We start from the raw sequence: 26986 nt of genomic DNA on the forward strand, positions 1-26986 counted from the left end.
TTATTTTTCCTCATCACTTTAAACTATAAATCACGGTGTTTTTACCCCTACTTTATACTAATACTTCGCCTGCCACCTTAGTCTAATAGACCAATAGGTAATTGAGTAACAAGCGCACTTAATCAAAAGTGGATTACAATTTTGCAACAAGTAGCCCGAATAGGACATAAAACGATGGCAACAACAGTAACAGCAATCAAAACTCTTACCGCAAGCGCCGTACTTTGCGCAATAAGCACAACGGCTAATGCAGCAAGCCTTGGTAACACCGAAATAAGTTACGGCGGCTATATAAAACTTGATGCAATGTGGAGTGATTATTCATCGGGTGTACCGGCAGGAGATAATGTTGGCCGTGACTTTTACGTACCTAGCACAACACCTGTTGGTACTGATGTAGATAACGATCCAGTACTTGATATGCACGCCCGTCAGTCGCGCTTTAATTTTGGCACAGCTACTACGCTTGATAACGGTAAATCAATCAATACTAAAATTGAAATCGACTTTTTAGCATCAGCTCCTGGCGGAAATGAACGTGTTACAAGCTCATACGCACCACGTATTCGTCAAGCCTATATTACTTATGACGGCTGGTTATTTGGTCAAGCATGGTCGAATTTTCAAAACGTAGGCGCTCTTCCTGAAGCACTTGATTTTATAGGGCCAGCGGAGGGCACAGTGTTTGTTCGCCAAGCCCAGATACGTTATGCAACAGGTAATTGGTCATTTTCTTTAGAGAATCCAGAAAGTACAATCACTGCACCAGGTGGTGTCCGTGTTGAAACCGATGACGCAACTTTACCTGACTTTACTGCGCGCTACGGTTTAAAAGCGGACTGGGGTGAGTTTGTTGTCACCGGTTTAGCCCGTCAATTAACTTATAAGCAAGATGGCCTTGACGCCGATGAAACATCATTTGGTGTAAGTGCCTCTGGTAAAGTTAATTTAGGTGAAAACAACCTTAAATTTATGCTAACTCAAGGTCAGGGTTTAGGCCGCTACGTAGGTGTAAATATTGCCAATGGTGCAGCGCTTGACGGCGACCAACTAGATGCCATTGACTCAACCTCGGGCTTTATCGCTTATCAGCATTATTGGAATAGCCAGTGGCGTTCAACCTTTTTGTATTCATTTTTCTCAGCTGATAACAACCAAGACTTACTCGTAATTACCGATGACCCTACTAAAACGAGCCAAAGTTATAGTGCCAATATCTTATACTCACCGGTTAAAAAGCTAACCTTTGGTGTAGAACTAAAACACGCCCAACGAGATTTAGAAAGCGGCACTGATGGCGATATGGATCGCTTACAGTTTTCTGCTAAATACGCTTTCTAATTTTCTGACTTTTTATTAATTCTTTGAGCGGCCTAGGCCGCTTTTTTTTGCTTTATAACTTAATAATTGCGAGTACCAATAATATCGCTACAACCACTATCAAACAACATGCCTATGGCGCACCCGACTTAATGGCAAGCTAAGACGCTACTGACAATGTGGGCCTTACTTTTAATATCAATAATCTAATTTCAAAGCAGTACTTAAACAACTTATACTGGACACAAAGTTATTGCGGTGCGCCTCGTCTGTGTTAATTGGTAGCTATAAGGCTAATTTACTTTAGCCTATACTTTTTAGCTACCTAAATTCGGATAATAAGTGCAATTTCTCAGATTAGATGGCCAGCTGTTATAATTCGGCCATTTTCTCGCCAAAGGAAATTGCTTTAATGAAATATAAACAGCTGACACAAGAAGAAAGATACCAGATTTACGCGTTAATAAAAGCAGGAAATAACCAAAAGCAGATAGCTGAAGAACTAACTCGTTCACCGTCATCTATTTCTAGAGAGCTAAAACGCAATAAAGGACTTAAAGGCTATCGGCCTAACCAAGCCAATAACTTTGCTGAACAAAGACGTAAGTCATCTTTCAAAGCAAGTAAGTTAACAGAGGACGTCACTCACTGGATTAATAAATTGTTGCATGACGGACTTTCCCCTGAGCAAGTGGCAGGCCGCTTAGCTTTAGAGAAACAGGTCGTTTTACATCATGAAACAATTTATCAATATATTTACAGAGACAAGGCTCGTGGTGGCAAGCTACATAAGACACTCACTCGTGCATGTAAAAAGTATAAAAAACGCTATGGAAGCTATGATAAACGTGGACAGATAGTTAATCGAGTCAGCATTGATGAACGCCCAAGTATTGTGGATTCAAAGTCTAGGATTGGTGATTGGGAGGGCGATACAGTGATAGGTAAAGGGCGTAAAAATGCGCTTGTCACAATGGTTGAACGTAAAACGTTATATACAGTCGTTCACAGAATTGAAAGCAAGCATGCGAAAATAACAGCCGATGCGCTGATCACGTGTATGACACCATATAAAGGTAAGGTTATTACCGTGACGTTAGATAATGGAAAAGAGTTTGCTCACCATGAGCATGTTGCACAAAAATTAGAAGCTGATGTGTATTTCGCTCATCCCTATTCATCATGGGAGCGGGGCATAAATGAGAATACCAACGGCTTACTTAGACGCTTCTTCCCCAAGGGAACTGACTTTATGGCGCTAAGTGAAGCAGAGATACAGGCGGCAGTTGATAAGCTCAACCATCGGCCAAGAAAAACAAGAGGGTATAAAACCCCTCATGAATTATTTACGGGGCAATCAGAAGTTCTGGTGGCTGCATAATGATTGCACTTAATACTTGAATTCAAGCTATGCAAAACCCTAGATTATCTGGCAATTAAAAACAAAAAACCGCTAAATAAAATTTAGCGGTTTTTTAAGTTTTAAGCTCGGGTCAAATCAAGCTTAACTCATTCAATTTACAAGCAGAGGCTATAAGTCGGCTTTATCGCCTAAACTTTCTTCGCCATCGGCTGCTTTTTCAGTGGCTTTTAATAACAACATACCACGTAATTTTCCTTCGATTTCATCAGAGATCTCAGGGTTATCTTTTAAGAACTTAATTGAGTTAGACTTACCTTGGCCGACTTTATTTCCATTGTAGCTATACCAAGCACCGGCTTTTTCTACAATTTTGTGCTTAACACCTAAATCGATTAATTCACCGTGCTTAGAAATACCTTCACCGTACATAATGATAAACTCAGCTTGCTTAAACGGTGGCGCGACTTTATTTTTCACTACTTTAACGCGGGTTTCGTTACCGACAACTTCATCGCCTTCTTTAACAGAGCCTATACGACGAATATCTAAACGTACTGAGGCATAAAACTTAAGTGCATTACCCCCGGTCGTGGTTTCAGGGTTACCAAACATAACACCAATTTTCATACGGATTTGGTTAATGAAAATACATAAAGTGTTTGAACGCTTAATATTACCCGTTAATTTACGCAGCGCTTGTGACATCAAACGAGCTTGTAGGCCCATATGCGAATCACCCATATCGCCTTCAATTTCAGCTTTTGGTGTTAATGCTGCTACCGAGTCAACAATTACAACATCAACGGCGCTTGAACGTACTAACATGTCACAAATTTCTAATGCTTGCTCACCGGTATCTGGCTGTGACACTAATAACTCATCAATGTTTACGCCCAACTTTTGCGCATAAACCGGATCAAGTGCGTGCTCTGCATCAACGAAAGCACAGGTTTTTCCTTCCTTTTGCGCTTCTGCGATAACTTGTAAAGTTAGGGTTGTTTTACCTGATGATTCAGGACCATACACTTCTACAATACGTCCCATAGGTAAGCCACCTATGCCTAACGCAATATCAATACCTAATGAGCCCGTAGACACAGCATCAATATCAAGTGCTTTATTATCACCCAATTTCATAATTGAGCCTTTACCAAATTGACGTTCAATTTGTGATAAAGCAGCGTCCAACGCTTTTTGTTTATTATCGTTCATTTTATTCTCCAAATCCGGCTAATGCGAACAAGTATACTGTATGAAATTACAGTATCAAGCTAATTTTATAAATTTATCTTATCTATTACTACTTTTAATGAGTAAACAATAGCTTGCAACCTAACTTGTGCTCTATCACCGGTAAATATTTGCTGGCTTGCATACTGTTTATTACCAATTTGAATACAAAACCACACCAAGCCCACCGGTTTATCTGTGCTGCCACCACCAGGGCCTGCAACACCCGACACTGCAATAGCAATATCGGCTTCTGTTGCCGAAATTGCGCCTTTTGCCATAGCAAGCACAGTTTGCTCGCTTACTGCACCATACTCATCTAATGTATCAGCACTAACAGCCAGTAAATCTTGCTTAGCTTGATTGCTATAAGTAACAAAAGCACGGTCAATATAAGCAGAGCTTCCGGGGGTATCGGTTAGTGCATAACTAACTCCACCACCAGTACATGATTCAGCACTAGTGATCCATAAGCATTTATCCGTTAAAATAGTGCCTAATTGCGCAGCAAGTGTTTTAATCTCTTGATGTAATTTCATATTCAGCCTTTGGGTAAATACATGTCGTTTGATCTTTATGCACCGCACACTATAAATCAACAAACCCCGATGATGCAGCAGTATCTAAAAATAAAATCCGAACATCGTGATATTTTATTATTTTATCGTATGGGCGACTTTTATGAACTCTTCTTTGATGACGCAAAACGCGCCGCACAGTTGTTAGATATTTCACAAACCCATCGCGGTAAAGCCGGCGGCGACCCTATCCCAATGGCAGGCGTACCTTATCATGCGGTAGAAAACTATTTAGCCCGGTTAGTACAAATGGGCGAGTCTGTCGCTATTTGTGAACAAATAGGTGACCCTGCAGCAAGCAAAGGCCCGGTTGAACGTAAAGTTGTGCGCATTGTCACCCCCGGCACGATTTCTGACGAAGCGCTTTTACAAGAACGCCAAGACAACTTGCTCACTAGTGTCTGGCAAAATAAAAAAGGCCTGTATGGCATTGCTTATTTAGATATTAATTCAGGGCGCTTTAACATACTTGAAGTAAATACTGATGAAGCTTTTAGCTCATCACTGCAGCGCCTTGCCCCTGCTGAATTACTATACCCTGAAAGTTTTGAAAACGTTCATTTAATCGAACATATTAAAGGTGCTCGCAGGCGCCCAGAATGGGAATTTGATTTAGATACCGCGAATCACTTATTGTGCGACCAATTTGGTACTAAGGATTTAGTCGGTTTCGGGGTAGAAAAAGCCCACGCAGCCATCACCGCAGCTGGTTGCTTAATGCAATATGTTAAAGATACCCAGCGCATTGGCTTGCCACATATTCGTGCTATTACCCTTGAGAAAAACGAACACGCTGTGATCTTGGATGCCGCGACACGTAAAAACTTAGAGCTCACTGTTAATCTTTCTGGTGGTTTTGAAAACACCCTAGCGCAAGTACTTGATAAAACAGCCACAGCAATGGGTTCGCGATTATTAAAGCGCCGTATTCACACACCGATTCGAAATAAAGTAGAGCTAAGCTCTCGCTTAAATGCCATTAGCGCCATTATTGATGTACAACTTTGTGGTGAACTGCATGAATCACTTAAGCAAATTGGTGATGTGGAGCGTGTCATTGCTCGCTTAGCACTTTGTACCGCAAGGCCGCGTGATTTAACTCGTTTGCGCAGCGCATTACAAGCCTTAGCGCCGCTTCACCTGTTACTTAACGATGCCAGTGACGCACGTATAAACAGCATTATCAGTCAATCGGCGGAGCTACCTGAGCTACAAAGCTTACTTGAACGTGCGGTGATTGAAACACCGCCAGTATTAATCCGTGATGGTGGAGTAATTGCACCAGGTTATAACAGTGAGCTTGATGAATGGCGCACGCTTAGCCAAGGCGCAACAGATATTTTAGAGCAGCTTGAAGCGCGTGAGCGTGAACGCACTGGTATAAGTACCCTTAAAATTGGTTACAACCGAGTGCACGGCTTTTTTATTGAGGTAAGCCGCGCTAACTCGCACCTTGTACCTGCTGATTATATTCGCCGCCAAACCCTTAAAAATAACGAACGCTATATTATTCCAGAGCTTAAAGAACACGAGGACAAGGTGCTTGGCAGCCAGTCAAAAGCACTGGCGCTTGAAAAACAGCTTTATGAGCAGTTATTTGAGTTTATAGCGCCGCATATTGAGCAACTACAGATCATGGCAGAGGCACTTGCTGATTTAGATGTACTAAATAATTTAGCAGAACGTGCCCAAGCGCTTAACTACGCTAAACCAGAGCTTTATGATAATGACGATATAAGTATTCGTCAGGGCCGCCACCCAGTGGTTGAGCAAGTAATGAAAGACCCTTTTATTGCTAACCCTGTTGAGCTTAATCGCGCACGAAAAATGCTCATTATTACTGGCCCTAATATGGGTGGTAAATCAACCTATATGCGCCAAACAGCACTAATCGTACTGATGGCACACATTGGCTCTTATGTTCCGGCAGATGCCGCTAAAATAGGCAATATTGACCGTATATTCACCCGTATTGGTGCCAGTGATGACCTAGCCTCGGGCCGTTCAACCTTTATGGTTGAAATGACCGAAACCGCAACGATTTTAAATAATGCCACCACCCAATCATTGGTGTTAATGGATGAAATTGGCCGCGGTACGAGTACCTACGATGGTTTATCTCTTGCTTATGCGACCGCCGATTATTTAGCCTCAAAAATTGCTGCAAAAACACTTTTTGCAACACACTATTTTGAATTAACAGAGCTCGCTGAGCAGCAAACAGGCTTAGTGAACGTGCACTTAGATGCTATTGAGCACAACGACACCATCGCCTTTATGCATACGGTATTAGATGGCGCAGCTAGTAAAAGTTTTGGCTTACAAGTAGCCGCTTTAGCAGGCGTACCAAAAGCCGTTATAAAGCAAGCCAAACAAAAGCTTAAAATGCTCGAAAATCATCAACCTGTTACTGCCGACATAAACACCCAGCAACCGTCATTATTCATAAGTGAGCCTTCAGAGGTAGAAACACAGTTAGCAGACATTGATCTTGATAACTTAAGCCCACGCCAAGCTCAAGACTTACTTTATAAGCTAAAAGCGCTGCTTTAACTTATAAAACTAAGCACGCTATAAAACGTAAATACAAAAAAAGCTGAAGGCATATCACCTTCAGCTTTTCTTTAAATTACTTTATTAAATAATTCTTTTAAATTGCAATTTTAAAAGCAAAGTTTAAGTTACGAAAACTGCTCAAATAAGCTGTCTGTACTTAACCCTTCAAGCTGTAAAATATCTTTTAAACGACGTAGTGCTTCCACTTGAATTTGCCTTACTCGTTCACGCGTTAAACCAATTTCACGTCCAACATCTTCAAGGGTCGATGGCTCATAACCTAACAAACCAAAACGGCGCGCCAGTACTTCACGCTGCTTAGGATTAAGCTCACCTAACCAATCAATAATGTGTTTATCCATATCATTATTTTGCACTTCACCTTCAGGACCTGAACCTTTATCATCTGCAATAATATCAAGCAGTGCCGTATCGTTATCGCCACCGATTGGCGTATCAACAGAAGTAATTCTTTCGTTTAAACGTAGCATTTTTGTCACGTCTTCGACGGGTCGATCTAAGCATTGTGCAATTTCTTCGGCGGTTGGTTCATGATCTAGCTTTTGAGTTAACTCACGAGCTGTTCGCAAATAAACATTAAGCTCTTTAACCACATGAATGGGTAAACGGATAGTCCGCGTTTGATTCATAATGGCACGTTCAATAGTTTGTCGTATCCACCACGTTGCGTAGGTTGAAAAACGAAAGCCTCGTTCAGGGTCAAACTTTTCAACAGCGCGGATAAGTCCCAAGTTACCTTCTTCAATTAAATCAAGTAATGCAAGACCACGATTATTGTAACGGCGGGCAATTTTTACAACTAGGCGTAAATTACTTTCGATCATTCGTTTACGTGAAGCTTCACAACCTTTAAGTGCTTTTCGAGCAAAGAACACTTCTTCTTTAGCACTCAATAAAGGCGAAAAGCCAATTTCGCCTAAATAAAGCTGCGTTGCATCGAGATTTTTAGTCACTTCCTCTTTGGCAAATATTTCTTCTTCGTTGTCTACTTTTTCAAGCAACCCAGTGCTAGATTCTTCAGACGCTATATTGTCGAGCTTATCATCTTTGGTTTTCTCAAGTTTTTCTATATGACTCATGAGCGTACTCCCAAGCAAATATGTGATTGAACTAAATCACTATTTATCAATACCCGAATTAAGGCAGGTATTTTTCAGGGTTTACAGCTTTGCCTCGGTAACGAATTTCAAAACGAAGTGCCGTCACTGATGAACCAGAACTACCAACCTCTGCTATTTTCTGCCCTGCCTTCACTTCCTGTTTTTCTTTGACTAACAATTTAGAGTTATGTGCATAAGCACTAAGGTAATCATCATTATGTTTCAAAATGATTAAATTACCGTACCCTCTTAATGCACTACCGGCATAAACGACGACTCCATGTGCAGCGGATAAAACTGACACGCCTTTTTTGTTAGCAATTTGTACACCTTTATAACCATTTTCCTTACTCGAAAAACGCCGGGTCACCTTACCTTTAGCTGGCCAAGACCACAGAACCTTCTTAGTGTTCAAGCTATTAGTATTACTAACTTTTTTATTGGCTTGTTTTTGAACATACTCTCGTTGTTTTGGCTGATCAAGTTCTTTCTTTAAATTTTTGTTATTTTTTTGTTTGTTATATGTAGACTTTTTACTCAAATTCGTATACTTTTCCGTCTTTTTATTTTTCTTCGTCGTACCTCTGAGGTTAATAATTTGACCAGGACGGATAACGTAAGGAGCCGGGATAGCATTGTTTCTAGCGAGTTTTTTAAAGTCTTGCTGGGCGCTAAACGCGATAGAGTAAAGCGTATCGCCTTTTTGTACTTTATAACTACTACCATTTATGATGACACCGAGGTTATGATCTACAACTTTAGTATCTAAACTACTAACCGGCGCAGGAGTGTTTCGTGACGAGCAACCAAAAAGCAAAATGCTAATAAACAAAGTAACATAAACTGTTAATCGTTTACTCATCGTAATTTGCTCCTTAATTTATAAAAGTAAATTTTTAATGCTTAACGTAGTAAAAAATACGCGATGACAATTAATAGTACTAATCCCCAGCCAAGTGCTTCAACATATTGACGTAATTTTTGTTCCATTTTTACACCGCCCCATTTCATTAATGCTGAAACTAAAAAGAACCGTGCACCACGGCCAATAGTTGAGGCTAATAAAAACGGTAAAAATGCCATTTGCATTAATCCTGCGCCAATAGTAAATACTTTATAAGGAATAGGCGAAAAACCTGCTAAGAACACCACCCATACCCCATAGTTTTCAAACCAGCTCAATGCCGTCGCAAACTTATCTTGCCAGCCCATTTGTGTAATGAAAGGCTCAACAACCGGTTCAAACAACCAAAACCCAAGTAAATACCCTACAATACCACCTATTACCGACGCTATCGTAGTAAGGCTGGCAAACCGCCATGCTTTACTTGGCTGTGCAAGTGACATTGGCGCAAGCATCACATCGGGTGGGACGGGGAAAAAAACAGATTCAGCAAAACTCATCCCAGCTAAATAACGTTCTGCATGACGGTGCTTTGCCCACACTAGGGCCATGTCGTATAGCTTAGTAAACAACTTCAAAATGATTTCCTATTCAATATCACCAGGCACTAAAGGTACAAACCTGACTGGTGCAATAATATGCTGATTAAACGTATCGCCTTCGCGAACTACCATAATTAATTTCTGATCTTGCTCGCCTATAGGCGCGATCATCACCCCACCATCAGCAAGCTGATCAAGTAACGCTTGCGGTACTTTTGATGCCGCGGCGGTAACAATAATACCTTGAAAAGGCGCTTGTGAATGCCAGCCTTGCCACCCATCGCCATGTTTCATACTGACATTGTATAAATCAAGCTGCTGCAGACGCCTTTTAGCTTGCCATTGCAATGCTTTAATACGTTCTACCGAACACACTTTAGTAAACGTTTTAGCCAGTATCGCCGTTTGATAGCCCGATCCCGTACCAATTTCGAGCACCTTTTCACGTACTCCTGCCAAACGGAGTAATTCAGTCATCCGCGCAACAATATAAGGCTGCGATATTGTTTGCCCTTTACCTATCGGCAGCGCGGTATTTTGATACGCTTTGTGTTTTAGCACATCATCAATAAACACATGACGAGGAATATTAGCAATAGCACTTAAAACGTGCTTATCTTCGACCCCTTCACGCTGTAATAATTCAGCTAATGCCTGAGCACTGCGAGAATAATTAGCCAGCACTATTTATCTCCATTGTTTTCAGCCATTGGGTAACCGCACCTAAACTGTCTTTAGCAGTCATATCAACATTTAGCGGTGTAACCGAAGCATAACCATTATTAATTGCATAAAAATCGGTATCAGAGCTTGCATCACTTTCAGCTCCCAAAATACCATACCAGTAAATGTCTCGTCCCCAAGGGTCTTGTTGTTTAGTCATGGCTTCGGCTTTATGGCGCGAACCTAACCGCGTAACGTGTACACCTTTAAGCTCGCACAATGGTACATCAGGAACGTTAAGATTAATGATTTGATCTTTGGGTAACGGATGAGAAGTCAGTTCTTTAATAATACCCACAGCGACCGCTGCTGCGGTCTCAAAATGATTGCCTTCTTTAGAGCAAAGCGACACAGCAATCGCAGGAAAGCCTAAATGACGCCCCTCTGTCGCAGCTGCTACAGTACCAGAATAAAGAGTATCATCACCTAAATTTGCACCGTGGTTGATGCCTGCCACTACTAAATCGGGCATTTCTGATGAAAGCTCATTAACCCCTAAATGCACACAATCTGTTGGTGTGCCATTAACTGAAATAAAGCCATTATCTAAAGTGGTAGCGCGTAATGGGTTTATTAAAGTAAGCGAATTACTCGCGCCACTGCAGTTTCTATCAGGGGCAACTAAGGTAACCTCAGCAATCTGTGTAAGCGCATGATAAAGAACACGAATACCCTTAGCATTTACACCATCATCATTGCTTAATAATATTTTCATTTAGCGTCCTTTTGTTTTTCTACTCGCGGGCTGGCATCCGTATAATCCACAAGTTCACGCAATAAAGCAGTTGCAAAACACCCTTTAGGTAAACCAAAGCTTAGTTTTATTGTTGCTTCGTCGATGGTTTCAACAGCTAAATGCTGCGGCACTAAACGCAGCTTCCTGCGCTCATTCTTAAGCCCTAATTCACCTAATCCGTCACACCATAATTGATAAGGTTCAAGCCAGACTTTTTCTTGTTCTGTTAATCCCCCTTCGCTTTTCCCCACCATTGGCGCCGACATAACAATTTCGCCGGTGGCTAGCCTTGCTATATTTTCATCACTAATAGCATCTTCAAAAAAGGCATTCCCCCCGCTAAACATAAATACTTCACGGTGCATGGTTTTAGCTAGTCCATGCTCGGCTACGCGTAAATTAACTATTTGATTAAATACATAAGAACGCGCAGCAGAAATAACTAAACCACGTAGTTTTTTATCGCGAATGCGCTCACCTGCAAACATTTTTTTTGCCATTTCGAGGTTATGCCCGCCGTGGCCAAAGCGTTGTTCGCCAAAATAATTAGGCACCCCCGTGCGTACAGCATTTATGCGGCTCAAAATATCAAGAGGCTCAGTCACATTACGAAGCGTAATGGTAAATTTATTACCTTTATGACACCCCGTGCGCAGCTTACGATTATGGCGCTTTTGAGTAATCACAAACATGGAATCGCTATTGAGTTCAGTAAAATCAATATGCTTTTTAATGGGAACGGGTACACTAAACCACTGCGAGCAAACTCCGTGGCGATCTTTCATACCGGCGTAACTTACATCACGTGGCGAAATACCCGCCTTTTGTGCCAGTAACTTAGCAACATACTGAGTATTTTCACCTTTTTTAACCACTTGCAAACAAACGTGCTCACCGCTGCCGGTAAGTTCTATACCGAGCTCTTCATCGACCATAAAGTCTTCTGCGTTAGTTTTAAAGTCAGCTTTTGATAAAGGCGCACCGTATAAGTAATTTAATTCACTCATGCTTTGCTCATATTTTTACTCATAATAACCACAGCATGGCTTGAGATACCTTCTTTACGCCCTTCAAAACCGAGTTTTTCAGTGGTCGTGGCTTTGACATTAACTTGGTTGATATCAGCGTTTAAATCGGCGGTTAAATTAGTTCGCATGGCTTGGATATGTGGCAACATTTTTGGAGCTTGAGCAACAATAGTGACATCTGCATTACCGAGCACATAACCTTGTTGCTTAGCTAAATCAACTACATGACGCAGTAAAATACGACTATCGATATTCTCATATTCACTGGCTGTATCAGGAAAATGCTTGCCAATATCGCCCATGGCCAGCGCGCCCAAAATAGCATCGCATAAAGCATGTATAGCAACATCGCCATCAGAGTGAGCTAAAAAGCCTTGCGGGTAAGCTATTTTCTCTCCACAAATTGTTAAAGGGCCTTCGCCACCAAATTTATGAACGTCGAAGCCGTGGCCTATTCGAATCATGTTTCGCTCTCACCTTGTTGTTTTTGCAGTAAATAATTAGCTAAATCTAAATCTTCTGGGGTAGTAATTTTAATGTTATCACTGCGCCCAGCGACCAATTTAACCGGCAGCTTCGCCCATTCAATAGCTGACGCTTCATCAGTGATGCTTACCTGTTGTTGAAGCGCCTGTGTGAGCGCTGATTTTAATTGCTGATAGTCAAAAAATTGCGGGGTAAGTGCTTGCCATAATTCATCACGAGGTACAGTTTGTTCAACATGACTTCGACCTCTTTTAATGGTGTCTTTAACTTTCGTGGCTAAAATGCCACCTTCATTTGCTGCTAAACACTCGGTAATTAAATGCTCTATATCAGTTATTGTTACTAATGGCCTTGCGGCATCGTGGACTAATACCCAATCAGGTGCATCACCCGCCAACGCCTTTAATGCATTTAGTACAGAATCACTGCGCTCTTTACCGCCATTAACCCGCGCTATACGCTCATCTATAAAGGGTAAATCGTCATAATAACCATCACCTTCACTAATCGCGACTTTAATACTACGCACACCCTTTACTTGGCTAAGCTTGTATAATGTGTGTTCTAAAATAGTTTTACCAGCAAGGCTTATGTACTGCTTTGGCGCATGATACTTCATACGACTACCGACTCCGGCCGCGGGCACTACAACAGCAATAGTGACTTGAGAGCTATTACTCATTGGTAGTTATTACTCATATTGTGGATTACCAGGCAAAACGCGAATAAAAGTTTCATCTGGTTTTATCATTCCAAGCTCATTACGGGCGCGCTCTTCAACACCTTCTTTGCCTACTTTTAAGTCTTTAATATCGGCCTGAAGCACCTTGTTACGCTTAACTAACTTTTCATTGGTTTGCTGATGTGAAGCCACCGCATTTTTAAGTCGACTATAGTCTTGTAAACCGTTGTGACCAAACCACAATCGGTACTGTACAAACAACGCCAAACACAACAAGGCGATTTGAAATAGTCGCATTTAACTCTCCATGATTTATTCGACCCGTTAATACTCATTGTGCCTATTAAAAACGGGGTTACTTTATTTACACTTTGGGCTGTTTAAAGTCGTGCCAATTAATATTCGCAGCCAATAACATTTCCCTTAACGATAATATGCGCGGCGTGAAGCGCTTATTAAAACGCCATTGATGGCCACAGCATGCGCTGCTCATCAATGCTTTATTAGGTTTTAAAAGCTGTCCTAACTGGCCTTCAAGCGGCTCACCTTGAAACGAAAACCAACCATGCTCATTACAATGAAGTTTATTGTCGCTTACTTGATCGACGCTGTCTATTCTAACTCGAGTTTGCTCTGGACAATTTATTAATATCGGCACAACTAGGCCTGCTTTTGCATAATTTTTATAAAAAGCCTGGTTGGCTTGCGTATCTAATTTAGCAGGACTGATTTTTTGTTTATCAAGCCAGCAGCCATTTTGCGAGTCAAGAGTCATTGGTATATCGCCGTTAACAATACGGGTTGATGCTCGCTCTATGTAATACGGCAAACTGGTTAATGTGCGGCGTAATCTCTCTTCGTCTAAAATAGCCGCAACACGGGCTATTTCACGTGCATAAAAAGCATTACATAGCTGGGCATAATCAGCCCGTTTGGCATCGTTTTGCCAAATTTCAGCTTGTTGCTCTGATTGCGGGTCGCGGGCTGACAACATAAACACTCAAAAACGGTTAGGTTTATATTTTATAGCATAGTGTCGGCTAGTTTTTAAGCTCTTTAATACTTGTCGGTCGCTTTAGATAATCGCGGGTTTAGTGCCTAGTTTAGCATCACCGTTTTCTAAAAACTGAATAACCGCGTCACGTTTTTTACCCAGTAATAAACTTCCATCAGCTAAAAACATAAAATTTTGCCAGTTACGTTTAAACACCGCAAAGCTCGTTTCGATAATATTATCCCGCGACATGCAAAAGTACACAGTAGTATTAGCTTGCCAATCAAGGTGATCGAGTATTTCTTGTGGTGGCAGCTCAGCTCCCTCTTCCCATGCAGCTTCCCAGTGTAATGTTTGGGTAAAGTTTTCTTCCTTGCCGCACCAATCGGTTTTATCAAAAAAGTCGGGGTGATCATGCTCACGGCTCACCATGGTGCTCCATAATACAGCAGCACGTTCTGAGCTCATTGGTTTAATTAAAGCAAGGTCTTGTTCATTAACGGGCGCGTCTTGATGGCGAAAAACCCACGCTTTTTTGTAATCATCTAACGGTATATAGTTCATAATATTGGCAAATTTGTTAGCATTAAAAGTGCAAGCGCAAATTATACAAGAGATCAAAACATGACTACAGCAATAAAACCACTTTCCCTCAAATCGGGAATATACCAACACTACAAAGGCCCTAAATACAAAGTGTTTTATGTTGCCACCCACAGCGAAACCGAAGAACCACTCGTGATATATCAAGCGTTATATGATGAGCATGGTATGTGGGCACGGCCACTGAGTATGTTTTTAGAAACAGTGGAAAAAGACGGCCGAACTATTCCACGCTTTGCGTACCTTGGAGAGGCCGAGTAACTATGGCATGATAGCCTTATTATTTACTGCTCAGACCAGATAGGTATTTACGTGCAATTTAATTCTACAGATAACTACATCGCAAGTAACTCGTTAAAACAAGCGGTTAATGCGGCAATTTTGCTAGAAAAGCCATTATTAATAAAAGGCGAGCCTGGTACAGGTAAAACCATGCTAGCTGAGGAGCTAGCTAAAAGCTTAGATACCACGCTTATTCAATGGCATATCAAATCGACCACCAAAGCCCAGCAAGGCTTATACGAGTATGATGCAGTATCACGTTTACGTGACAGTCAACTTGGTGATGAACGTGTAAACGACATTGGCAATTACATTGTCAAAGGTAAACTTTGGCAAGCTTTTACCTACGGCGAAGAGAATAATAAACGCCCCGTATTATTGATTGATGAAATAGACAAAGCCGACATCGAGTTCCCTAACGATTTGCTATTAGAGCTTGATAAAATGGAGTTTCATGTTTATGAAACTGGCGAGCGTGTTATTGCTAAACAGCGCCCAATTGTGATCATCACCTCAAATAACGAAAAAGAATTACCGGATGCATTTTTACGCCGCTGCTTTTTCCATTACATTGATTTTCCATCTACCAATGAAATGCAGAAAATTGTTGATGTACACCACCCTGATGTAAAACAAGATTTAGTACGCCAAGCGCTTGAAGTGTTTTTTGGCCTTCGTGAAGTAAACGGTATTAAGAAAAAGCCTTCCACCAGTGAGCTACTTGATTGGCTTAAGTTATTAATGGCTGAAGACATTGACGCGAAAACTCTCCACGATAAAAGCCAAAAAGGCGGCCTAATGCCGATGTTTGGTGCATTATTAAAGAATGAGCAAGATATCAGCCTAATTGAAAAACTTGCCTTTATGAGCCGCCGCTAAGATGTTAATTGCGTTTTTTTTCAAATTACGTGAATACCGCTTACCCGTGAGTTTGCGTGAGCTACTTGATTTGATCAACGCGCTAAAAAAAGGCGCGGTATTTGCCGACATTGACGGCTTTTACTATTTAGCCCGCACCATTATGGTTAAAGACGAAACGCACTTTGACCGCTTCGACAAAGCCTTTGCTGATTACTTTAGCGGCATTGCCGATATTGACTTATTAGAGAGCCTAAAGCAGCAACATAACTTACCCGAAGACTGGCTACGCAAAGAGTTTGAAAAAAACCTAAGCGATGAAGAAAAAGCCCAACTAAAAGCCATGGGTGGGCTCGACGAGCTAATGAAAACCCTTAAAGAGCGCCTAGAAGAACAACAAAAACGCCACGCAGGCGGCAGTAAGTGGGTAGGCACTGGTGGCACATCGCCTTTTGGAGCGTATGGCTATAACCCAGAAGGCGTACGGATTGGTCAAGACAGTAACCGCCGCGCCGTAAAAGTGTGGGATAAACGTGAATATAAAAATTTAGATTCAGACAGGGAAATTGGCTCGCGTACAATTAAACTCGCGCTTAAAAAACTACGTAAATTTGCCCGTACCGGCGCAAGTGATACCCTTGATTTAAACGAGACTATTCGCGCTACTGCAAAACAAGGCGGCATGCTTGATGTAAAAATGGCCCCCGAGCGCCACAACGCCGTAAAAGTGATCATGCTGTTTGATATTGGCGGCTCAATGGATGATTACATTCATACCTGCGAAGAATTATTTAGCGCCGCTCACAGCGAATTTAAACACTTAGAGTTTTACTACTTTCATAACTGTTTATACGAACATATTTGGCAAGATAACGAGCGCCGACATAGTAATCTAATTAACACCATGACGCTGGTCAACAAGTTCACCAGCGACTACAAGGTCATCTTTGTTGGTGACGCGACCATGGGCCCGTACGAAATAGCCTACCCCGGCGGCTCGGTAGAGCACTACAACGAAGAGCCTGGCAGTGCCTGGTTAAACCGGGTCACCAATCACTTTGATAAAGTAGCATGGGTCAACCCACAACCGGTTGAACACTGGCGTTACTATCAATCCATTGATTTTATAAAGCAGCTGATGGATAACAGAATGTACCCGCTGAGCTTAGATGGCATAAGTAGAGCGATAAAAGAGCTGAGTTAATTATAATAAATGACTGCTTATTGAGTAATTACCTGCGTTGTACCAAAGGCATTATACTGGGCTTGCCAGAGCGTTTGTTTATATTCATCGGTAAGCCTTTGTCGGGCGCCTAAGTGCGAGTTATGAAATACAACAAATTAAAACACCGTTTTTATTAGCAATAATATTTAACATTAATTCTCACTACGTTTACTATTTCGTAGCCACTTGAGTAGTATAAGTACTTTTGCAACCTCCAAAACTATTAACAATGTTATAATTACGATTGCAAAAGAAGGGACTACACTTCTTAAGGCGCTAAAAAAGAAAAATGTTGGCGGTATAATAAGTAGCAACCTAAATGGGAATTGTATTAGAGCTACGTACGCACCAAGTCTCCTCTCCTTAATTAAAAGATAACCAGAAGCAATTATTGACACTTTAACTAAATGAGCCAAAATTGTAAAAGAGACAGCCCATATAGCAAAACCGCCTGACGATTTAATATCATCGAGTAAACCTGTGTAGAATGGAATACTCCCATTTATAACCGACGAAATAACCAACCAAGAAATAAACAGCAAATCTATTGCGCCAAAAAGTTTAATTATTTTATTCCTAAATTCGGATAATAAGTGCAATTTCTCAGATTAGATGGCCAGCTGTTATAATTCGGCCATTTTCTCGCCAAAGGAAATTGCTTTAATGAAATATAAACAGCTGACACAAGAAGAAAGATACCAGATTTACGCGTTAATAAAAGCAGGAAATAACCAAAAGCAGATAGCTGAAGAACTAACTCGTTCACCGTCATCTATTTCTAGAGAGCTAAAACGCAATAAAGGACTTAAAGGCTATCGGCCTAACCAAGCCAATAACTTTGCTGAACAAAGACGTAAGTCATCTTTCAAAGCAAGTAAGTTAACAGAGGACGTCACTCACTGGATTAATAAATTGTTGCATGACGGACTTTCCCCTGAGCAAGTGGCAGGCCGCTTAGCTTTAGAGAAACAGGTCGTTTTACATCATGAAACAATTTATCAATATATTTACAGAGACAAGGCTCGTGGTGGCAAGCTACATAAGACACTCACTCGTGCATGTAAAAAGTATAAAAAACGCTATGGAAGCTATGATAAACGTGGACAGATAGTTAATCGAGTCAGCATTGATGAACGCCCAAGTATTGTGGATTCAAAGTCTAGGATTGGTGATTGGGAGGGCGATACAGTGATAGGTAAAGGGCGTAAAAATGCGCTTGTCACAATGGTTGAACGTAAAACGTTATATACAGTCGTTCACAGAATTGAAAGCAAGCATGCGAAAATAACAGCCGATGCGCTGATCACGTGTATGACACCATATAAAGGTAAGGTTATTACCGTGACGTTAGATAATGGAAAAGAGTTTGCTCACCATGAGCATGTTGCACAAAAATTAGAAGCTGATGTGTATTTCGCTCATCCCTATTCATCATGGGAGCGGGGCATAAATGAGAATACCAACGGCTTACTTAGACGCTTCTTCCCCAAGGGAACTGACTTTATGGCGCTAAGTGAAGCAGAGATACAGGCGGCAGTTGATAAGCTCAACCATCGGCCAAGAAAAACAAGAGGGTATAAAACCCCTCATGAATTATTTACGGGGCAATCAGAAGTTCTGGTGGCTGCATAATGATTGCACTTAATACTTGAATTCAAGATTCATTTAATTGCTCGGAAAATGTTTATAAGTTTTATTGGGGACAGCAGGAGCCCAATGCCAAGATTTACCACTTACAGACCAATCATCTTCATAGTTACCAAATGTTTGTTCAATCTTTCTGTAATCACCATCTTGCACGCCATAATTAGTCGAGCATTGTCCATTTTCATTGTATTAATCTTCAATACGTTTATCTTCCTTTGTACCGTACCCCCTCTCTGTCAGACTAGTTGTCGCGCTTAATATTCAACCATTAAACAGAGGGCGTGGAGTAACAATGAAACATTATTCAGCGCAAAGCAAAGAGTCGGCTCTTCAGAAGATGATGCCTCCAAATAATATAGCAATAGCCCAATTATCAATCGAGATGGGGATTGGTGAATCAACCTTGTATAATTGGCGAAAACAAGCAATTGATAAGGGGCATTTAGTGCCAGGTGATGGAAAGAATGCTGAGCAGTGGTCATCAGCAAATAAATTCTCAGTCGTGTTGGAAACAGCCTCTTTAAATCAAGCTGAGTTAGCGGAATATTGCCGAGGCAAAGGTCTTTATGTGGAACAAGTATCGGCTTGGCGAAATGCGTGTATAGATGCAAACGCTAACGTTAAAGAGCAAGAAAAAGCCTTCTCCACCGAAACAAAGAAAGATAAAAAACAGATCAATCAATTAGAAAAGGAGCTACGTCGAAAAGATAAGGCACTCGCTGAAACCGCAGCACTATTGGTGTTAAGAAAAAAAGCAAATGCGATCTGGGGGGAAGCCGAGGACGAATGATCCTCGACTCAGCTCGCATTCAAGCAGTTAAACTAGTTAATGAAGCTGTGAGTTCTGGTGCGCCAAAGTTTAAAGCTTGCCGTGAACTTGGGATCAGTGTCCGGACGTATCAACGTTGGACTGTTGACGGGAACATAAAAACAGATGGTAGACCAATATCTCAGCGCCCTGAGCCAAAAAATAAGCTATCAAAAGCAGAGAGAGATAACATATTAGCCATCGTTAATAGCGATGATTTTAAGAGCTTACCACCAAGCCAAATCGTCCCTACATTAGCAGATGAGGGTATTTATCTTGCTTCTGAATCAACATATTATCGTGTTCTTCATGAAGAAAAACAGCAAAACGCTCGCGGACGTAGTCAGATAAAAGAGAGAAAAGTACCGACGACACACTGTGCTACAGGGCCAAACCAAGTGTGGTGTTGGGATATTACTTGGTTACCAGGCCCCGCTAAAGGGCTGCATTTTTATTTATATTTGATACTCGATATATTTAGTCGAAAGATTGTTGGATGGGAAATTCATGATGACGAATCAGCAGAAAATGCATCAATATTAATTAAGAAAGCTCATTTAAAAGAAGGAGTTAAAGATAATCCTCTGGTACTGCATTCGGATAATGGAAGCCCAATGAAAGGCTCATCAATGCTTGAAACACTTTATAGTTTAGGTGTCGTGTCGTCTTTTAATCGTCCTAGGGTGAGCAATGATAATGCTTATGCTGAGTCGATATTTAAAACGTGTAAATATCGCCCTGACTATCCGTATAAAGGGTTTTCAACAATTGATGAGGCGCGTAGTTGGGTGTTGAAATTTAGCCACTGGTATAATTTTAACCACAAACATAGTGGCATCAAATACGTCAGCCCACATCAAAGGCATTCAGGATTAGCGGGTGACATATTGGCTAATAGAAAAGAAGTTTATCAAGGTGCTAAAGATGCTCACCCTGAGCGCTGGAGCGGTAATATCCGTAATTGGGATTTACCAAAAGAAGTGTACTTAAACCCTGAACAAAATAGTGTCAAGGCTGAGAGTGCATAACGTAGTGATCGCGACAACTAGTTTGACAAACACCGATATTCCGCTAACTCAGCTTGATTTAAAGAGGCTGTTTCCAACACGACTGAGAATTTATTTGCTGATGACCACTGCTCAGCATTCTTTCCATCACCTGGCACTAAATGCCCCTTATCAATTGCTTGTTTTCGCCAATTATACAAGGTTGATTCACCAATCCCCATCTCGATTGATAATTGGGCTATTGCTATATTATTTGGAGGCATCATCTTCTGAAGAGCCGACTCTTTGCTTTGCGCTGAATAATGTTTCATTGTTACTCCACGCCCTCTGTTTAATGGTTGAATATTAAGCGCGACAACTAGTCTGACAGAGAGGGCTTGTGAACTCCCATAAAAAATCTTAAGGCAGACTAGTATATATAACCCGATAAAAATTAATGATGTTATTAATATAAATGCAATTTTCATAGTTTCCCTTAGTGACCAGATAGTAAAAATAATTAGTAACATCTACAATTTGGAATAGCTTTACCTGTAAAGTCATAAGCACCATCACCATCCTTATCCAATTCAGTACATTCGTCAGAACCATAAATTGTTATTGGCAATTTATCACTAAAGAATTGAACTGTTGATTGGCAAACACAGACCTTTGGCGATGCATACCTAACACCATCTGCTGTATATAATCTTTGTAGTTTAGTGATGTCAGAAAAGAGTCCTGATAACATTTTTGTTCTAGCATCTATATTTTTAATATGATTTTCGTTGTATTGCGTTGCTCTATTTACAGGTCGATAATTAACAGGCCTCATGGCAACACCTCTCAATCAATTCGCATCGACATAACTAACTGGATTCCCACCAACATACCCATAGGTATTGATACCACCCGCTAATCCTATTGGGTCACTCTGAATATAACGACCAATCTCTGAGTCATAGTATCTGTGCCAGTTGTAGTTATTCACAAACTTTCTTGACTTCTAAACCATCTTTAAGGGAATAGTATTCCCCACACTTTTCATCAATATTTCTAAATCCAATACCTTCAGAATCAAGCATTTCAAAAAATGTTGTAGTGCCATCATTATTCCAATCCATATGTTCAATGTCATATCCTTTCGAGAAGGCCAGGAAAACAATAAAACCAAAATACAATACGACAATAGATAACACAGCTAAAGATAATTTTTTCACTTTTAATTACCATCCCGCCCATGGAGCACTCTGATACAACTTTGGCCCCTGAGACGAACGCTTTAAGGGTAATAGTTACCATTTACAAGCTCAACATCATTAAGGACATTACTTAAATCATCAGGTGTAATATGTATTCCTAGCTCCTTCATAGAATTTCTAATGAATCACAGTTGTTACATGCTATGCACAAATAAAAAGCAATGTCTCAACCCCGAAACCATTAAAATACTAAGTCAAAATATGTAAACCCTCAGCACCGAGGTCATAATTACCATAACAATCACATAAACTACCGGGTTAATTTCACTCTAACGATCTTACTTACACCATATAAAAAATAGAGGCACGCTGTTATAGCCAAAGATTTTAAAAAAAATACAATAGTAAACCAAACGGGCCTATTATTTAGGAACAAACTGTTTCCTGTTCTTAGATCTTGTATTTCTCCCCGAGATATACCTAACCAAAGATCTAAACTAAGCCACACAACTAAAAAAATGCAAATAAATGTCCAGAGAATCAAGCTGGGTTTAATTTTAATTTTCACAACTACATCTTCCTGCCTCATTATTCTCTGACCCTAGCGATGCAAATGAATCCACACCAGAACCTCCAATCAAGGTTAACGTTGCATCAGCTGCACTAGGCCTATAAGATCCAGCTGCTGCGATTTTCCTAGCTCGAGTCTTTCTGGCTGTTCTACTATTAGCTCTCCACTTTCTTGCGTTACTTAAACCTTTATAAACTTGAAAGCCCGTACGCCCAGCATTGGCCAGTCCAAGTATAGTTCCACTTGTATTACCGTAACTATAAGAACTAGAATCATAATCTACATTACAGATACCTTGTGACTGCCTAAACTGTTTAGTTAAATTGAACGAAATTGAATCCCCAAACCCAGCAATAAAGTTAACTGTGGATGGGTCTGGCGTCCACCCCCCTGTACCTTGATAAACAGCATCCCAAACAGGATCCATTGAAAATAGCCCATAAGGATCTATATACATCATCGGATTACCACCAACATACCCATAGGTATTGATACCACCCGCTAATCCTATCGGATCTGATTGTAAGTACCGACCAATCTCTGGGTCGTAGTATCTGTGCCAGTTGTAATAGAGCCCTGTTTCTGCATCGAAGTACTGCCCCGGAAAACGAATATTATTCGTTATTTGCTCAGCGATTGCTTGTTGAGTATTTACCTGCGTTGTACCAAAGGCATTATACTGGGCTTGCCATACTGTTTGTTTATATTCATCGGTGAGCCGTTGTGGGGCGCCTAAGTGCGAGTTATGAAAATAATAAATAGCGCCTGCTTTTACCATTGCCAATGGCTCACCCTGTAGATAAATGTATTCTTTGGTTATTTGCCCACTGCTATTAGCCTCACTGATTAATAAACCATTTTCATCATAAAAATAATAGCGGTTATTTCCTGCAACTGTTTTTTGAACCCTTAACCCCTTATAGTTGTACTGATAGTGCGTGGTTGACCCATTGTTGGTGACCGACTCTAATCGGTTTGCGTCATTATAGTTCAGCGTCATTTCACCACGGCTAATGGCATTTCCTCGTGCATCATAGGTAAATAATAACGGGCTTTGAGTGTTCACGGCTAATAATCTGTGCTCTGTATCAGCATAAACATAATTTACATTGGGTGTGTCGCCTTGTGTATGCGTTAAACGATTTCCTATGCCGTCGTATTCAAATTCACGCGCGGCCCAGCTGTCTAGGGCAAGCTGCCCGACATGAGTGTATGTGTAATGACGACTCAATTGCGGTTGCTCTTGGTCCGTAATATCTGAAATATTGCCAACCAAGTCATAAATATAATTTATATGATTCACCCCTGTTACTTGCTGGCTGGTCACACGGTACGCTGTATCGAACGTTTTTTGTAATGTAAGCCCATTCCCTAATTCGGCTAACGTCATCGGTCCAAATGGTAAATACTGGATGCCCGACGCTATTTGCGTTACCCCTTTTGTTGTAGTTAACTCAACTGATTGAATATTCCCCAGCGTATCGTAACTGTAGCTAACACTATTACCACTTGGGTAATGCAAACGTTGTAATCGGTCACTATCTCCATAATCAAACCCTAACGCAAATTGAACTTGATTATTAGACCAGCTTGTTTCGGTTAATTGAGCAAATTGATTGTATTTAAAGCCAGTAGTACCGCTGTGCTCAGTAACCGACGTTAGATGACCTGTGCCATTATTACTGCCGGTTGCTTCGTCATACGTAAATAACACTTGCTCCTGAGGAGTTGGATATCGAATAGCAATAGGGCGGTTAAGCGCATCGTATTCAATGTTTACTGTGATATTACGCGCATCGGTAGAGCTTATCAGGTTACCGGCCTCATCGTATTCGTAATGTGTTATACCTGAATCAGGGCTGGTACGTGTAATTAGCTCGTCAATATCATTGTAGGTGTACTGTGTTACCTTGCCTGTTGCGTCTGTCACCGCAGCTAACTTGCCTGTTATAGTGTAATCGTACAGTGTGGTATAGCCATTTTGGTCTTGTGTTTGAGTCAACCGGTTTAAGCCATCATACTGATAATTGATTGCTTGCTGGTTCGCATCTAAATTAGTGAGGGCGTTGCCTTTGGCATCGTAGGTAAATGTGTTTTCAACACCAAAGTCAGACACCGAGGCAATATTTCCGTCTACATCGTAACGATTGCTTTGATTGTAAACAACGGTATTATTTTCATTGATAAGTTGGGTGGCAATCACACGCCCAGCGCTATCTCGCTGATACTTAATTTTATCCGTCGCATTAACTTCTATCGTGTTTAAATTTTGATTGTCATCATAGGTATAACTTGAGGTGATACCCTGATTGTCTGTCACAGATTTTAATTGGCCATTTAAGTAGTAGTCGTAGTTAAGTTGGGTTATACCATTATCCCATAAGGACACTTGCCCAGTGTTTGTATAGCTCATACTCACGCTGTGGTTATCTAACTCTTTATACTGTGTAATACGGCCCATATCATCATACGCTGAGACAACTAACTGCGGTTGATATAATGCATTTTTTATTTCAGTCACTAAACCTTGGTTGTTATAGGTTAGCAGGGTAATATCGCTAACATCGACTCTTGGGCCATCGACTTTAGTAATATTGCCGTACTCATTATATGAGTATTGCGCTGTTTGACGACTCCCAATTGACGTTTCTGTTAGCCAGTCATTTTCATCATAATTAAAACGCGTATAAATACCATTATTATTAATTTCACTTAGCAAAGGTTTTTTATACTTCCAAGAATACTCTGTTATGTCAGGCTCGAGACCCTCAGCATCCACTGTGACTGATGATAAAAGCCCTGTACCATAATCCTTTTCTTGTAACGTGACCGTACCATTTACATCAACATACTGTTTATCAAAATCAATAATTTGAGTTTTAACCGATTCATTTAAGCAAGTTAAGCATTCTACTTTTGCTATTTTTCCCATCACAAAGTCAAACAGCTCAACTTTACCGGTTTTGCCTGTGACTTCTCTTTGGTTATCATTTTTATAGTTAACACTCGTAACACCATAATCACTGCCGTCTGAAGTTTCGACTACACGGCCTTTATCATCGTATTGATACGTTAATGTTGTTTTGCCTAATTCATTGGTTACAGAGGTTAATAAACTTGAATTACGTTCATCATCATAATGGTAATTAATTCTTGGGTGGATACCCTTTTTATTTTTAGGTTTTTCTATATACAGTAGCCGTTTATTATTATCAAAACGATGCCTAAACAATGCGCTACCCAGAGTAACATCGTAAAAGTAACCTGTATCATCGTATATGGTAGTAATACTACCTTGAACGCTGGGCACAGGCCCCTTAGAAACACTAAAAGTAGAGGAAACCTTGGATAAGTGATTTATTTTTACGACCGTACCATCCGCTTTTTTTATTTTAGTGAGTTGCCCTTTACTAAAGTATTCTTTGTCTAAGTTGGCTTTACTTAAAATAAAATCAGAATTTTCAGAATTGAGTTGTTGCCCGCCAGTTAACTTTTCTTGATATTTACCAACGCGGCTAACCCATTGTGGGTTATTTATGTCGTAATCGTAGTAATCAAATGACGATGATAGCTTTCCTTTTCGCCAAATCTGTATGTTACTTACTTCTTTAAGAAAATTTACTGCTTGCCAATTTTCATCTTTGTATGGCGATACAAATCCTGTATTCATTCGTATATCAAGTTGGTTAACCCATTGGCCACTTACATCAGTTATATTTTCAGTTTCGGTAGTTGTATTGGTTGAATAAGTAAAATCAAGCGGAAAATAGTCTTGTAAAGTATGGAACACACCAGAACTGTAACTCGTTGATTCTTTTTGTGGTAATGCAGGTATTGAGTTATTTATCTGCCCTGAAAAAGCATCTACGCCATTATCTTGTGGGCAACCATCATCACAATCTTTTTCTTCATTTGCGTCATAAGTAATAATAAATGGCAGAGGGTAAATATATACAGGAGCCCCCGTTCCATAACCAGGCTGGGTACATGCGGCTCTTTGCCAATATATTTTTTGATATGTAAAACCATATTGGAATATATAGCCATTGGCCCCATTAATTCGTTCTTGAAATGTTGCAGGTCTGCCGTCTGGTGGATCTCGAAACTCCCCTGCAATAGTATTGACAGTTCCATTAGTGGTTTTTCCATCTAGTGTAATATCACAAGTACCTTGCTCTTCTATAAAAGAACTATGACTTTCAACGTATTCAGTACATCGTTGTAATACATCATTATAGTTTGGACCACTTAATATCTCTTTGTGCAGTGATTGGTCTAATAAAAGATTATGGTATTGCATCGCCGCATCAAAACTTGTTAGCTGACCTCTGATCCATACACTACCAGCATTGGTAATACCTTTTATTGGGTACCAGTGTTCAAACTCTGGCGATGCAGTGGTGGGGTCAAAATCTATCGCCTTACAGTGGAATAAAGCTTGTTGCGTATTAGCTGGTGGAGTGGCATACAAAAGTGCTGAAAACAAAAAACTTACCAACACAAAAGTTAGCTTAAGTGCTCGTTTACTTGAACTATACATA

Annotated in this window: 25 protein-coding genes and 3 pseudogenes; 8 read left to right on the forward strand and 20 right to left on the reverse strand. The window is 40.6% G+C overall.

Going from position 1 to position 26986, the window contains the following annotated elements; genetic code table 11:
• Positions 1 to 123 precede the first annotated feature (123 nt).
• Both ACT3S9_RS12260 and ACT3S9_RS12265 read left to right on the forward strand, forming a co-directional pair.
• Positions 124 to 1341: pseudogene (locus tag ACT3S9_RS12260) on the forward strand (DcaP family trimeric outer membrane transporter); the annotation flags it as partial.
• Positions 1342 to 1732: 391 nt separating this feature from the next.
• Positions 1733 to 2701: an IS30 family transposase gene (locus ACT3S9_RS12265; protein ID WP_086959932.1), complete on the forward strand. Its 969-nt coding sequence runs from the start codon at positions 1733 to 1735 to the stop codon at positions 2699 to 2701.
• 150 nt (positions 2702 to 2851) lie between these two features.
• On the opposite strand, the gene recA is transcribed toward ACT3S9_RS12265, so the two are convergent.
• Together recA and ACT3S9_RS12275 are read right to left on the reverse strand one after the other, a co-directional pair.
• Positions 2852 to 3895, reverse strand: coding sequence for a recombinase RecA (recA, locus tag ACT3S9_RS12270; protein WP_441833994.1), 1044 nt, complete (start codon positions 3893 to 3895; stop codon positions 2852 to 2854).
• 65 nt (positions 3896 to 3960) lie between these two features.
• Positions 3961 to 4452: a CinA family protein gene (locus ACT3S9_RS12275; RefSeq protein ID WP_441833995.1), complete on the reverse strand. Its 492-nt coding sequence runs from the start codon at positions 4450 to 4452 to the stop codon at positions 3961 to 3963.
• A gap of 21 nt (positions 4453 to 4473) precedes the next feature.
• Here ACT3S9_RS12275 and mutS point away from each other — a divergent pair, with 21 nt between their 5' ends.
• Positions 4474 to 7044 (forward strand): DNA mismatch repair protein MutS, encoded by a 2571-nt coding sequence (gene mutS, locus ACT3S9_RS12280; protein WP_441833996.1) that lies wholly within the window; start codon positions 4474 to 4476, stop codon positions 7042 to 7044.
• A gap of 128 nt (positions 7045 to 7172) precedes the next feature.
• On the opposite strand, the gene rpoS is transcribed toward mutS, so the two are convergent.
• The 11 genes from rpoS to ACT3S9_RS12335 all read right to left on the reverse strand — a co-directional run bounded on the left by rpoS (position 7173) and on the right by ACT3S9_RS12335 (position 14827).
• Entirely contained in the window at positions 7173 to 8147 is a 975-nt protein-coding gene (rpoS, locus tag ACT3S9_RS12285) for an RNA polymerase sigma factor RpoS (RefSeq protein WP_441833997.1), read from the reverse strand.
• A 58-nt stretch (positions 8148 to 8205) separates the two neighbouring features.
• Positions 8206 to 9030 carry a peptidoglycan DD-metalloendopeptidase family protein gene (locus ACT3S9_RS12290; protein ID WP_441833998.1) on the reverse strand — a complete coding sequence of 275 codons (825 nt, stop codon included), beginning with the start codon at positions 9028 to 9030 and terminating at the stop codon, positions 8206 to 8208.
• Between the two features lie 41 nt (positions 9031 to 9071).
• Complete coding sequence (locus tag ACT3S9_RS12295) at positions 9072 to 9650, reverse strand: YqaA family protein (RefSeq protein WP_441833999.1); 579 nt, start codon at positions 9648 to 9650, stop codon at positions 9072 to 9074.
• A 9-nt stretch (positions 9651 to 9659) separates the two neighbouring features.
• Positions 9660 to 10298 carry a protein-L-isoaspartate(D-aspartate) O-methyltransferase gene (locus ACT3S9_RS12300; RefSeq protein WP_441834000.1) on the reverse strand — a complete coding sequence of 213 codons (639 nt, stop codon included), beginning with the start codon at positions 10296 to 10298 and terminating at the stop codon, positions 9660 to 9662.
• On the reverse strand, positions 10288 to 11052 hold the full coding sequence (gene surE, locus ACT3S9_RS12305; protein ID WP_441834001.1) for a 5'/3'-nucleotidase SurE: 765 nt from the start codon (positions 11050 to 11052) through the stop codon (positions 10288 to 10290). The genes ACT3S9_RS12300 and surE overlap by 11 nt, the downstream gene beginning before the upstream one ends.
• Positions 11049 to 12080: a tRNA pseudouridine(13) synthase TruD gene (gene truD / locus ACT3S9_RS12310; RefSeq protein ID WP_441834002.1), complete on the reverse strand. Its 1032-nt coding sequence runs from the start codon at positions 12078 to 12080 to the stop codon at positions 11049 to 11051. Before truD ends, surE begins: the two co-directional genes overlap by 4 nt.
• Entirely contained in the window at positions 12077 to 12565 is a 489-nt protein-coding gene (gene ispF, locus ACT3S9_RS12315) for a 2-C-methyl-D-erythritol 2,4-cyclodiphosphate synthase (RefSeq protein WP_441834003.1), read from the reverse strand. The genes truD and ispF overlap by 4 nt, the downstream gene beginning before the upstream one ends.
• Positions 12562 to 13269 (reverse strand): 2-C-methyl-D-erythritol 4-phosphate cytidylyltransferase, encoded by a 708-nt coding sequence (gene ispD / locus ACT3S9_RS12320; protein WP_441834004.1) that lies wholly within the window; start codon positions 13267 to 13269, stop codon positions 12562 to 12564. Before ispD ends, ispF begins: the two co-directional genes overlap by 4 nt.
• Positions 13270 to 13278: 9 nt before the next feature.
• Positions 13279 to 13566, reverse strand: a complete 288-nt coding sequence (ftsB, locus tag ACT3S9_RS12325) for a cell division protein FtsB (protein WP_441834005.1) — start codon at positions 13564 to 13566, stop codon at positions 13279 to 13281.
• Positions 13567 to 13633: 67 nt separating this feature from the next.
• Positions 13634 to 14263 carry a hypothetical protein gene (locus tag ACT3S9_RS12330; protein WP_441834006.1) on the reverse strand — a complete coding sequence of 210 codons (630 nt, stop codon included), beginning with the start codon at positions 14261 to 14263 and terminating at the stop codon, positions 13634 to 13636.
• Positions 14264 to 14344: 81 nt separating this feature from the next.
• Entirely contained in the window at positions 14345 to 14827 is a 483-nt protein-coding gene (locus ACT3S9_RS12335) for a DUF2947 domain-containing protein (protein WP_441834007.1), read from the reverse strand.
• 60 nt (positions 14828 to 14887) lie between these two features.
• Here ACT3S9_RS12335 and ACT3S9_RS12340 point away from each other — a divergent pair, with 60 nt between their 5' ends.
• Genes ACT3S9_RS12340 through ACT3S9_RS12350 form a run of 3 tightly spaced genes read left to right on the forward strand, consistent with a single transcriptional unit; the run spans position 14888 to position 17210 of the window.
• The gene (locus ACT3S9_RS12340) at positions 14888 to 15127 is read left to right on the forward strand and encodes a DUF1653 domain-containing protein (RefSeq protein ID WP_441834008.1); all 240 of its coding nucleotides are present in this window, start codon (positions 14888 to 14890) and stop codon (positions 15125 to 15127) included.
• 51 nt (positions 15128 to 15178) lie between these two features.
• Positions 15179 to 16027: an AAA family ATPase gene (locus ACT3S9_RS12345; RefSeq protein WP_441834009.1), complete on the forward strand. Its 849-nt coding sequence runs from the start codon at positions 15179 to 15181 to the stop codon at positions 16025 to 16027.
• Between the two features lies 1 nt (position 16028).
• Positions 16029 to 17210, forward strand: coding sequence for a vWA domain-containing protein (locus ACT3S9_RS12350; RefSeq protein WP_441834010.1), 1182 nt, complete (start codon positions 16029 to 16031; stop codon positions 17208 to 17210).
• Between the two features lie 17 nt (positions 17211 to 17227).
• On the opposite strand, the pseudogene ACT3S9_RS12355 reads toward ACT3S9_RS12350, so the two are convergent.
• Positions 17228 to 17326: pseudogene (locus ACT3S9_RS12355) on the reverse strand (RHS domain-containing protein); the annotation flags it as partial.
• Positions 17327 to 17894: 568 nt separating this feature from the next.
• Between ACT3S9_RS12355 and ACT3S9_RS12360 the strand changes: the two are divergent.
• A complete protein-coding gene (locus tag ACT3S9_RS12360) occupies positions 17895 to 18863 on the forward strand; it encodes an IS30 family transposase (RefSeq protein ID WP_086959932.1) in 969 nt (322 codons plus the stop codon).
• 33 nt (positions 18864 to 18896) lie between these two features.
• On the opposite strand, the gene ACT3S9_RS12365 is transcribed toward ACT3S9_RS12360, so the two are convergent.
• Positions 18897 to 19031, reverse strand: a complete 135-nt coding sequence (locus ACT3S9_RS12365; protein ID WP_444750955.1) for a hypothetical protein — start codon at positions 19029 to 19031, stop codon at positions 18897 to 18899.
• A 139-nt stretch (positions 19032 to 19170) separates the two neighbouring features.
• Between ACT3S9_RS12365 and ACT3S9_RS12370 the strand changes: the two genes are divergently transcribed.
• Positions 19171 to 20714 (forward strand): IS3 family transposase gene (locus ACT3S9_RS12370; protein ID WP_110957763.1). Its coding sequence is split into 2 segments (ribosomal slippage): positions 19171 to 19636 and positions 19636 to 20714, totalling 1545 coding nucleotides; the frame shifts between segments, so codons are not numbered across the junction.
• 35 nt (positions 20715 to 20749) lie between these two features.
• Here ACT3S9_RS12370 and ACT3S9_RS12375 read toward each other — a convergent pair.
• From ACT3S9_RS12375 to ACT3S9_RS12395, 5 genes and pseudogenes are all read right to left on the reverse strand, one after another.
• A pseudogene (locus ACT3S9_RS12375) lies at positions 20750 to 21004 on the reverse strand (transposase); the annotation flags it as partial.
• A gap of 188 nt (positions 21005 to 21192) precedes the next feature.
• Positions 21193 to 21507: a hypothetical protein gene (locus ACT3S9_RS12380; RefSeq protein ID WP_441992717.1), complete on the reverse strand. Its 315-nt coding sequence runs from the start codon at positions 21505 to 21507 to the stop codon at positions 21193 to 21195.
• Between the two features lie 15 nt (positions 21508 to 21522).
• Positions 21523 to 21663, reverse strand: a complete 141-nt coding sequence (locus ACT3S9_RS12385; RefSeq protein WP_441992716.1) for an RHS repeat-associated core domain-containing protein — start codon at positions 21661 to 21663, stop codon at positions 21523 to 21525.
• Positions 21656 to 21892, reverse strand: a complete 237-nt coding sequence (locus tag ACT3S9_RS12390) for a hypothetical protein (protein WP_193226219.1) — start codon at positions 21890 to 21892, stop codon at positions 21656 to 21658. Before ACT3S9_RS12390 ends, ACT3S9_RS12385 begins: the two co-directional genes overlap by 8 nt.
• Positions 21893 to 22431: 539 nt before the next feature.
• Entirely contained in the window at positions 22432 to 26985 is a 4554-nt protein-coding gene (locus ACT3S9_RS12395) for an RHS repeat-associated core domain-containing protein (protein WP_441992715.1), read from the reverse strand.
• Position 26986 lies beyond the last annotated feature (1 nt).

The organism is Pseudoalteromonas sp. AOP31-A2-14, assembly GCF_052378035.1.
In the GTDB taxonomy this organism is placed as follows: domain Bacteria; phylum Pseudomonadota; class Gammaproteobacteria; order Enterobacterales; family Alteromonadaceae; genus Pseudoalteromonas.

Excerpts from the sequence above, each read along its gene's own strand:
- surE (WP_441834001.1), bottom strand. The coding sequence starts at position 11,052 with ATGAAAATATTATTAAGCAATGATGATGGTGTAAATGCTAAGGGTATT.
- ispF (WP_441834003.1), bottom strand. The coding sequence starts at position 12,565 with ATGATTCGAATAGGCCACGGCTTCGACGTTCATAAATTTGGTGGCGAA.
- ACT3S9_RS12335 (WP_441834007.1), bottom strand. The coding sequence starts at position 14,827 with ATGAACTATATACCGTTAGATGATTACAAAAAAGCGTGGGTTTTTCGC.
- mutS (WP_441833996.1), top strand. The coding sequence starts at position 4,474 with ATGTCGTTTGATCTTTATGCACCGCACACTATAAATCAACAAACCCCG.
- ftsB (WP_441834005.1), bottom strand. The coding sequence starts at position 13,566 with ATGCGACTATTTCAAATCGCCTTGTTGTGTTTGGCGTTGTTTGTACAG.
- ACT3S9_RS12340 (WP_441834008.1), top strand. The coding sequence starts at position 14,888 with ATGACTACAGCAATAAAACCACTTTCCCTCAAATCGGGAATATACCAA.
- ACT3S9_RS12290 (WP_441833998.1), bottom strand. The coding sequence starts at position 9,030 with ATGAGTAAACGATTAACAGTTTATGTTACTTTGTTTATTAGCATTTTG.
- rpoS (WP_441833997.1), bottom strand. The coding sequence starts at position 8,147 with ATGAGTCATATAGAAAAACTTGAGAAAACCAAAGATGATAAGCTCGAC.
- ACT3S9_RS12265 (WP_086959932.1), top strand. The coding sequence starts at position 1,733 with ATGAAATATAAACAGCTGACACAAGAAGAAAGATACCAGATTTACGCG.
- ACT3S9_RS12275 (WP_441833995.1), bottom strand. The coding sequence starts at position 4,452 with ATGAAATTACATCAAGAGATTAAAACACTTGCTGCGCAATTAGGCACT.
- ACT3S9_RS12350 (WP_441834010.1), top strand. The coding sequence starts at position 16,029 with ATGTTAATTGCGTTTTTTTTCAAATTACGTGAATACCGCTTACCCGTG.
- ACT3S9_RS12395 (WP_441992715.1), bottom strand. The coding sequence starts at position 26,985 with ATGTATAGTTCAAGTAAACGAGCACTTAAGCTAACTTTTGTGTTGGTA.
- ACT3S9_RS12380 (WP_441992717.1), bottom strand. The coding sequence starts at position 21,507 with ATGAGGCCTGTTAATTATCGACCTGTAAATAGAGCAACGCAATACAAC.
- recA (WP_441833994.1), bottom strand. The coding sequence starts at position 3,895 with ATGAACGATAATAAACAAAAAGCGTTGGACGCTGCTTTATCACAAATT.
- ACT3S9_RS12330 (WP_441834006.1), bottom strand. The coding sequence starts at position 14,263 with ATGTTGTCAGCCCGCGACCCGCAATCAGAGCAACAAGCTGAAATTTGG.
- ispD (WP_441834004.1), bottom strand. The coding sequence starts at position 13,269 with ATGAGTAATAGCTCTCAAGTCACTATTGCTGTTGTAGTGCCCGCGGCC.
- ACT3S9_RS12360 (WP_086959932.1), top strand. The coding sequence starts at position 17,895 with ATGAAATATAAACAGCTGACACAAGAAGAAAGATACCAGATTTACGCG.
- truD (WP_441834002.1), bottom strand. The coding sequence starts at position 12,080 with ATGAGTGAATTAAATTACTTATACGGTGCGCCTTTATCAAAAGCTGAC.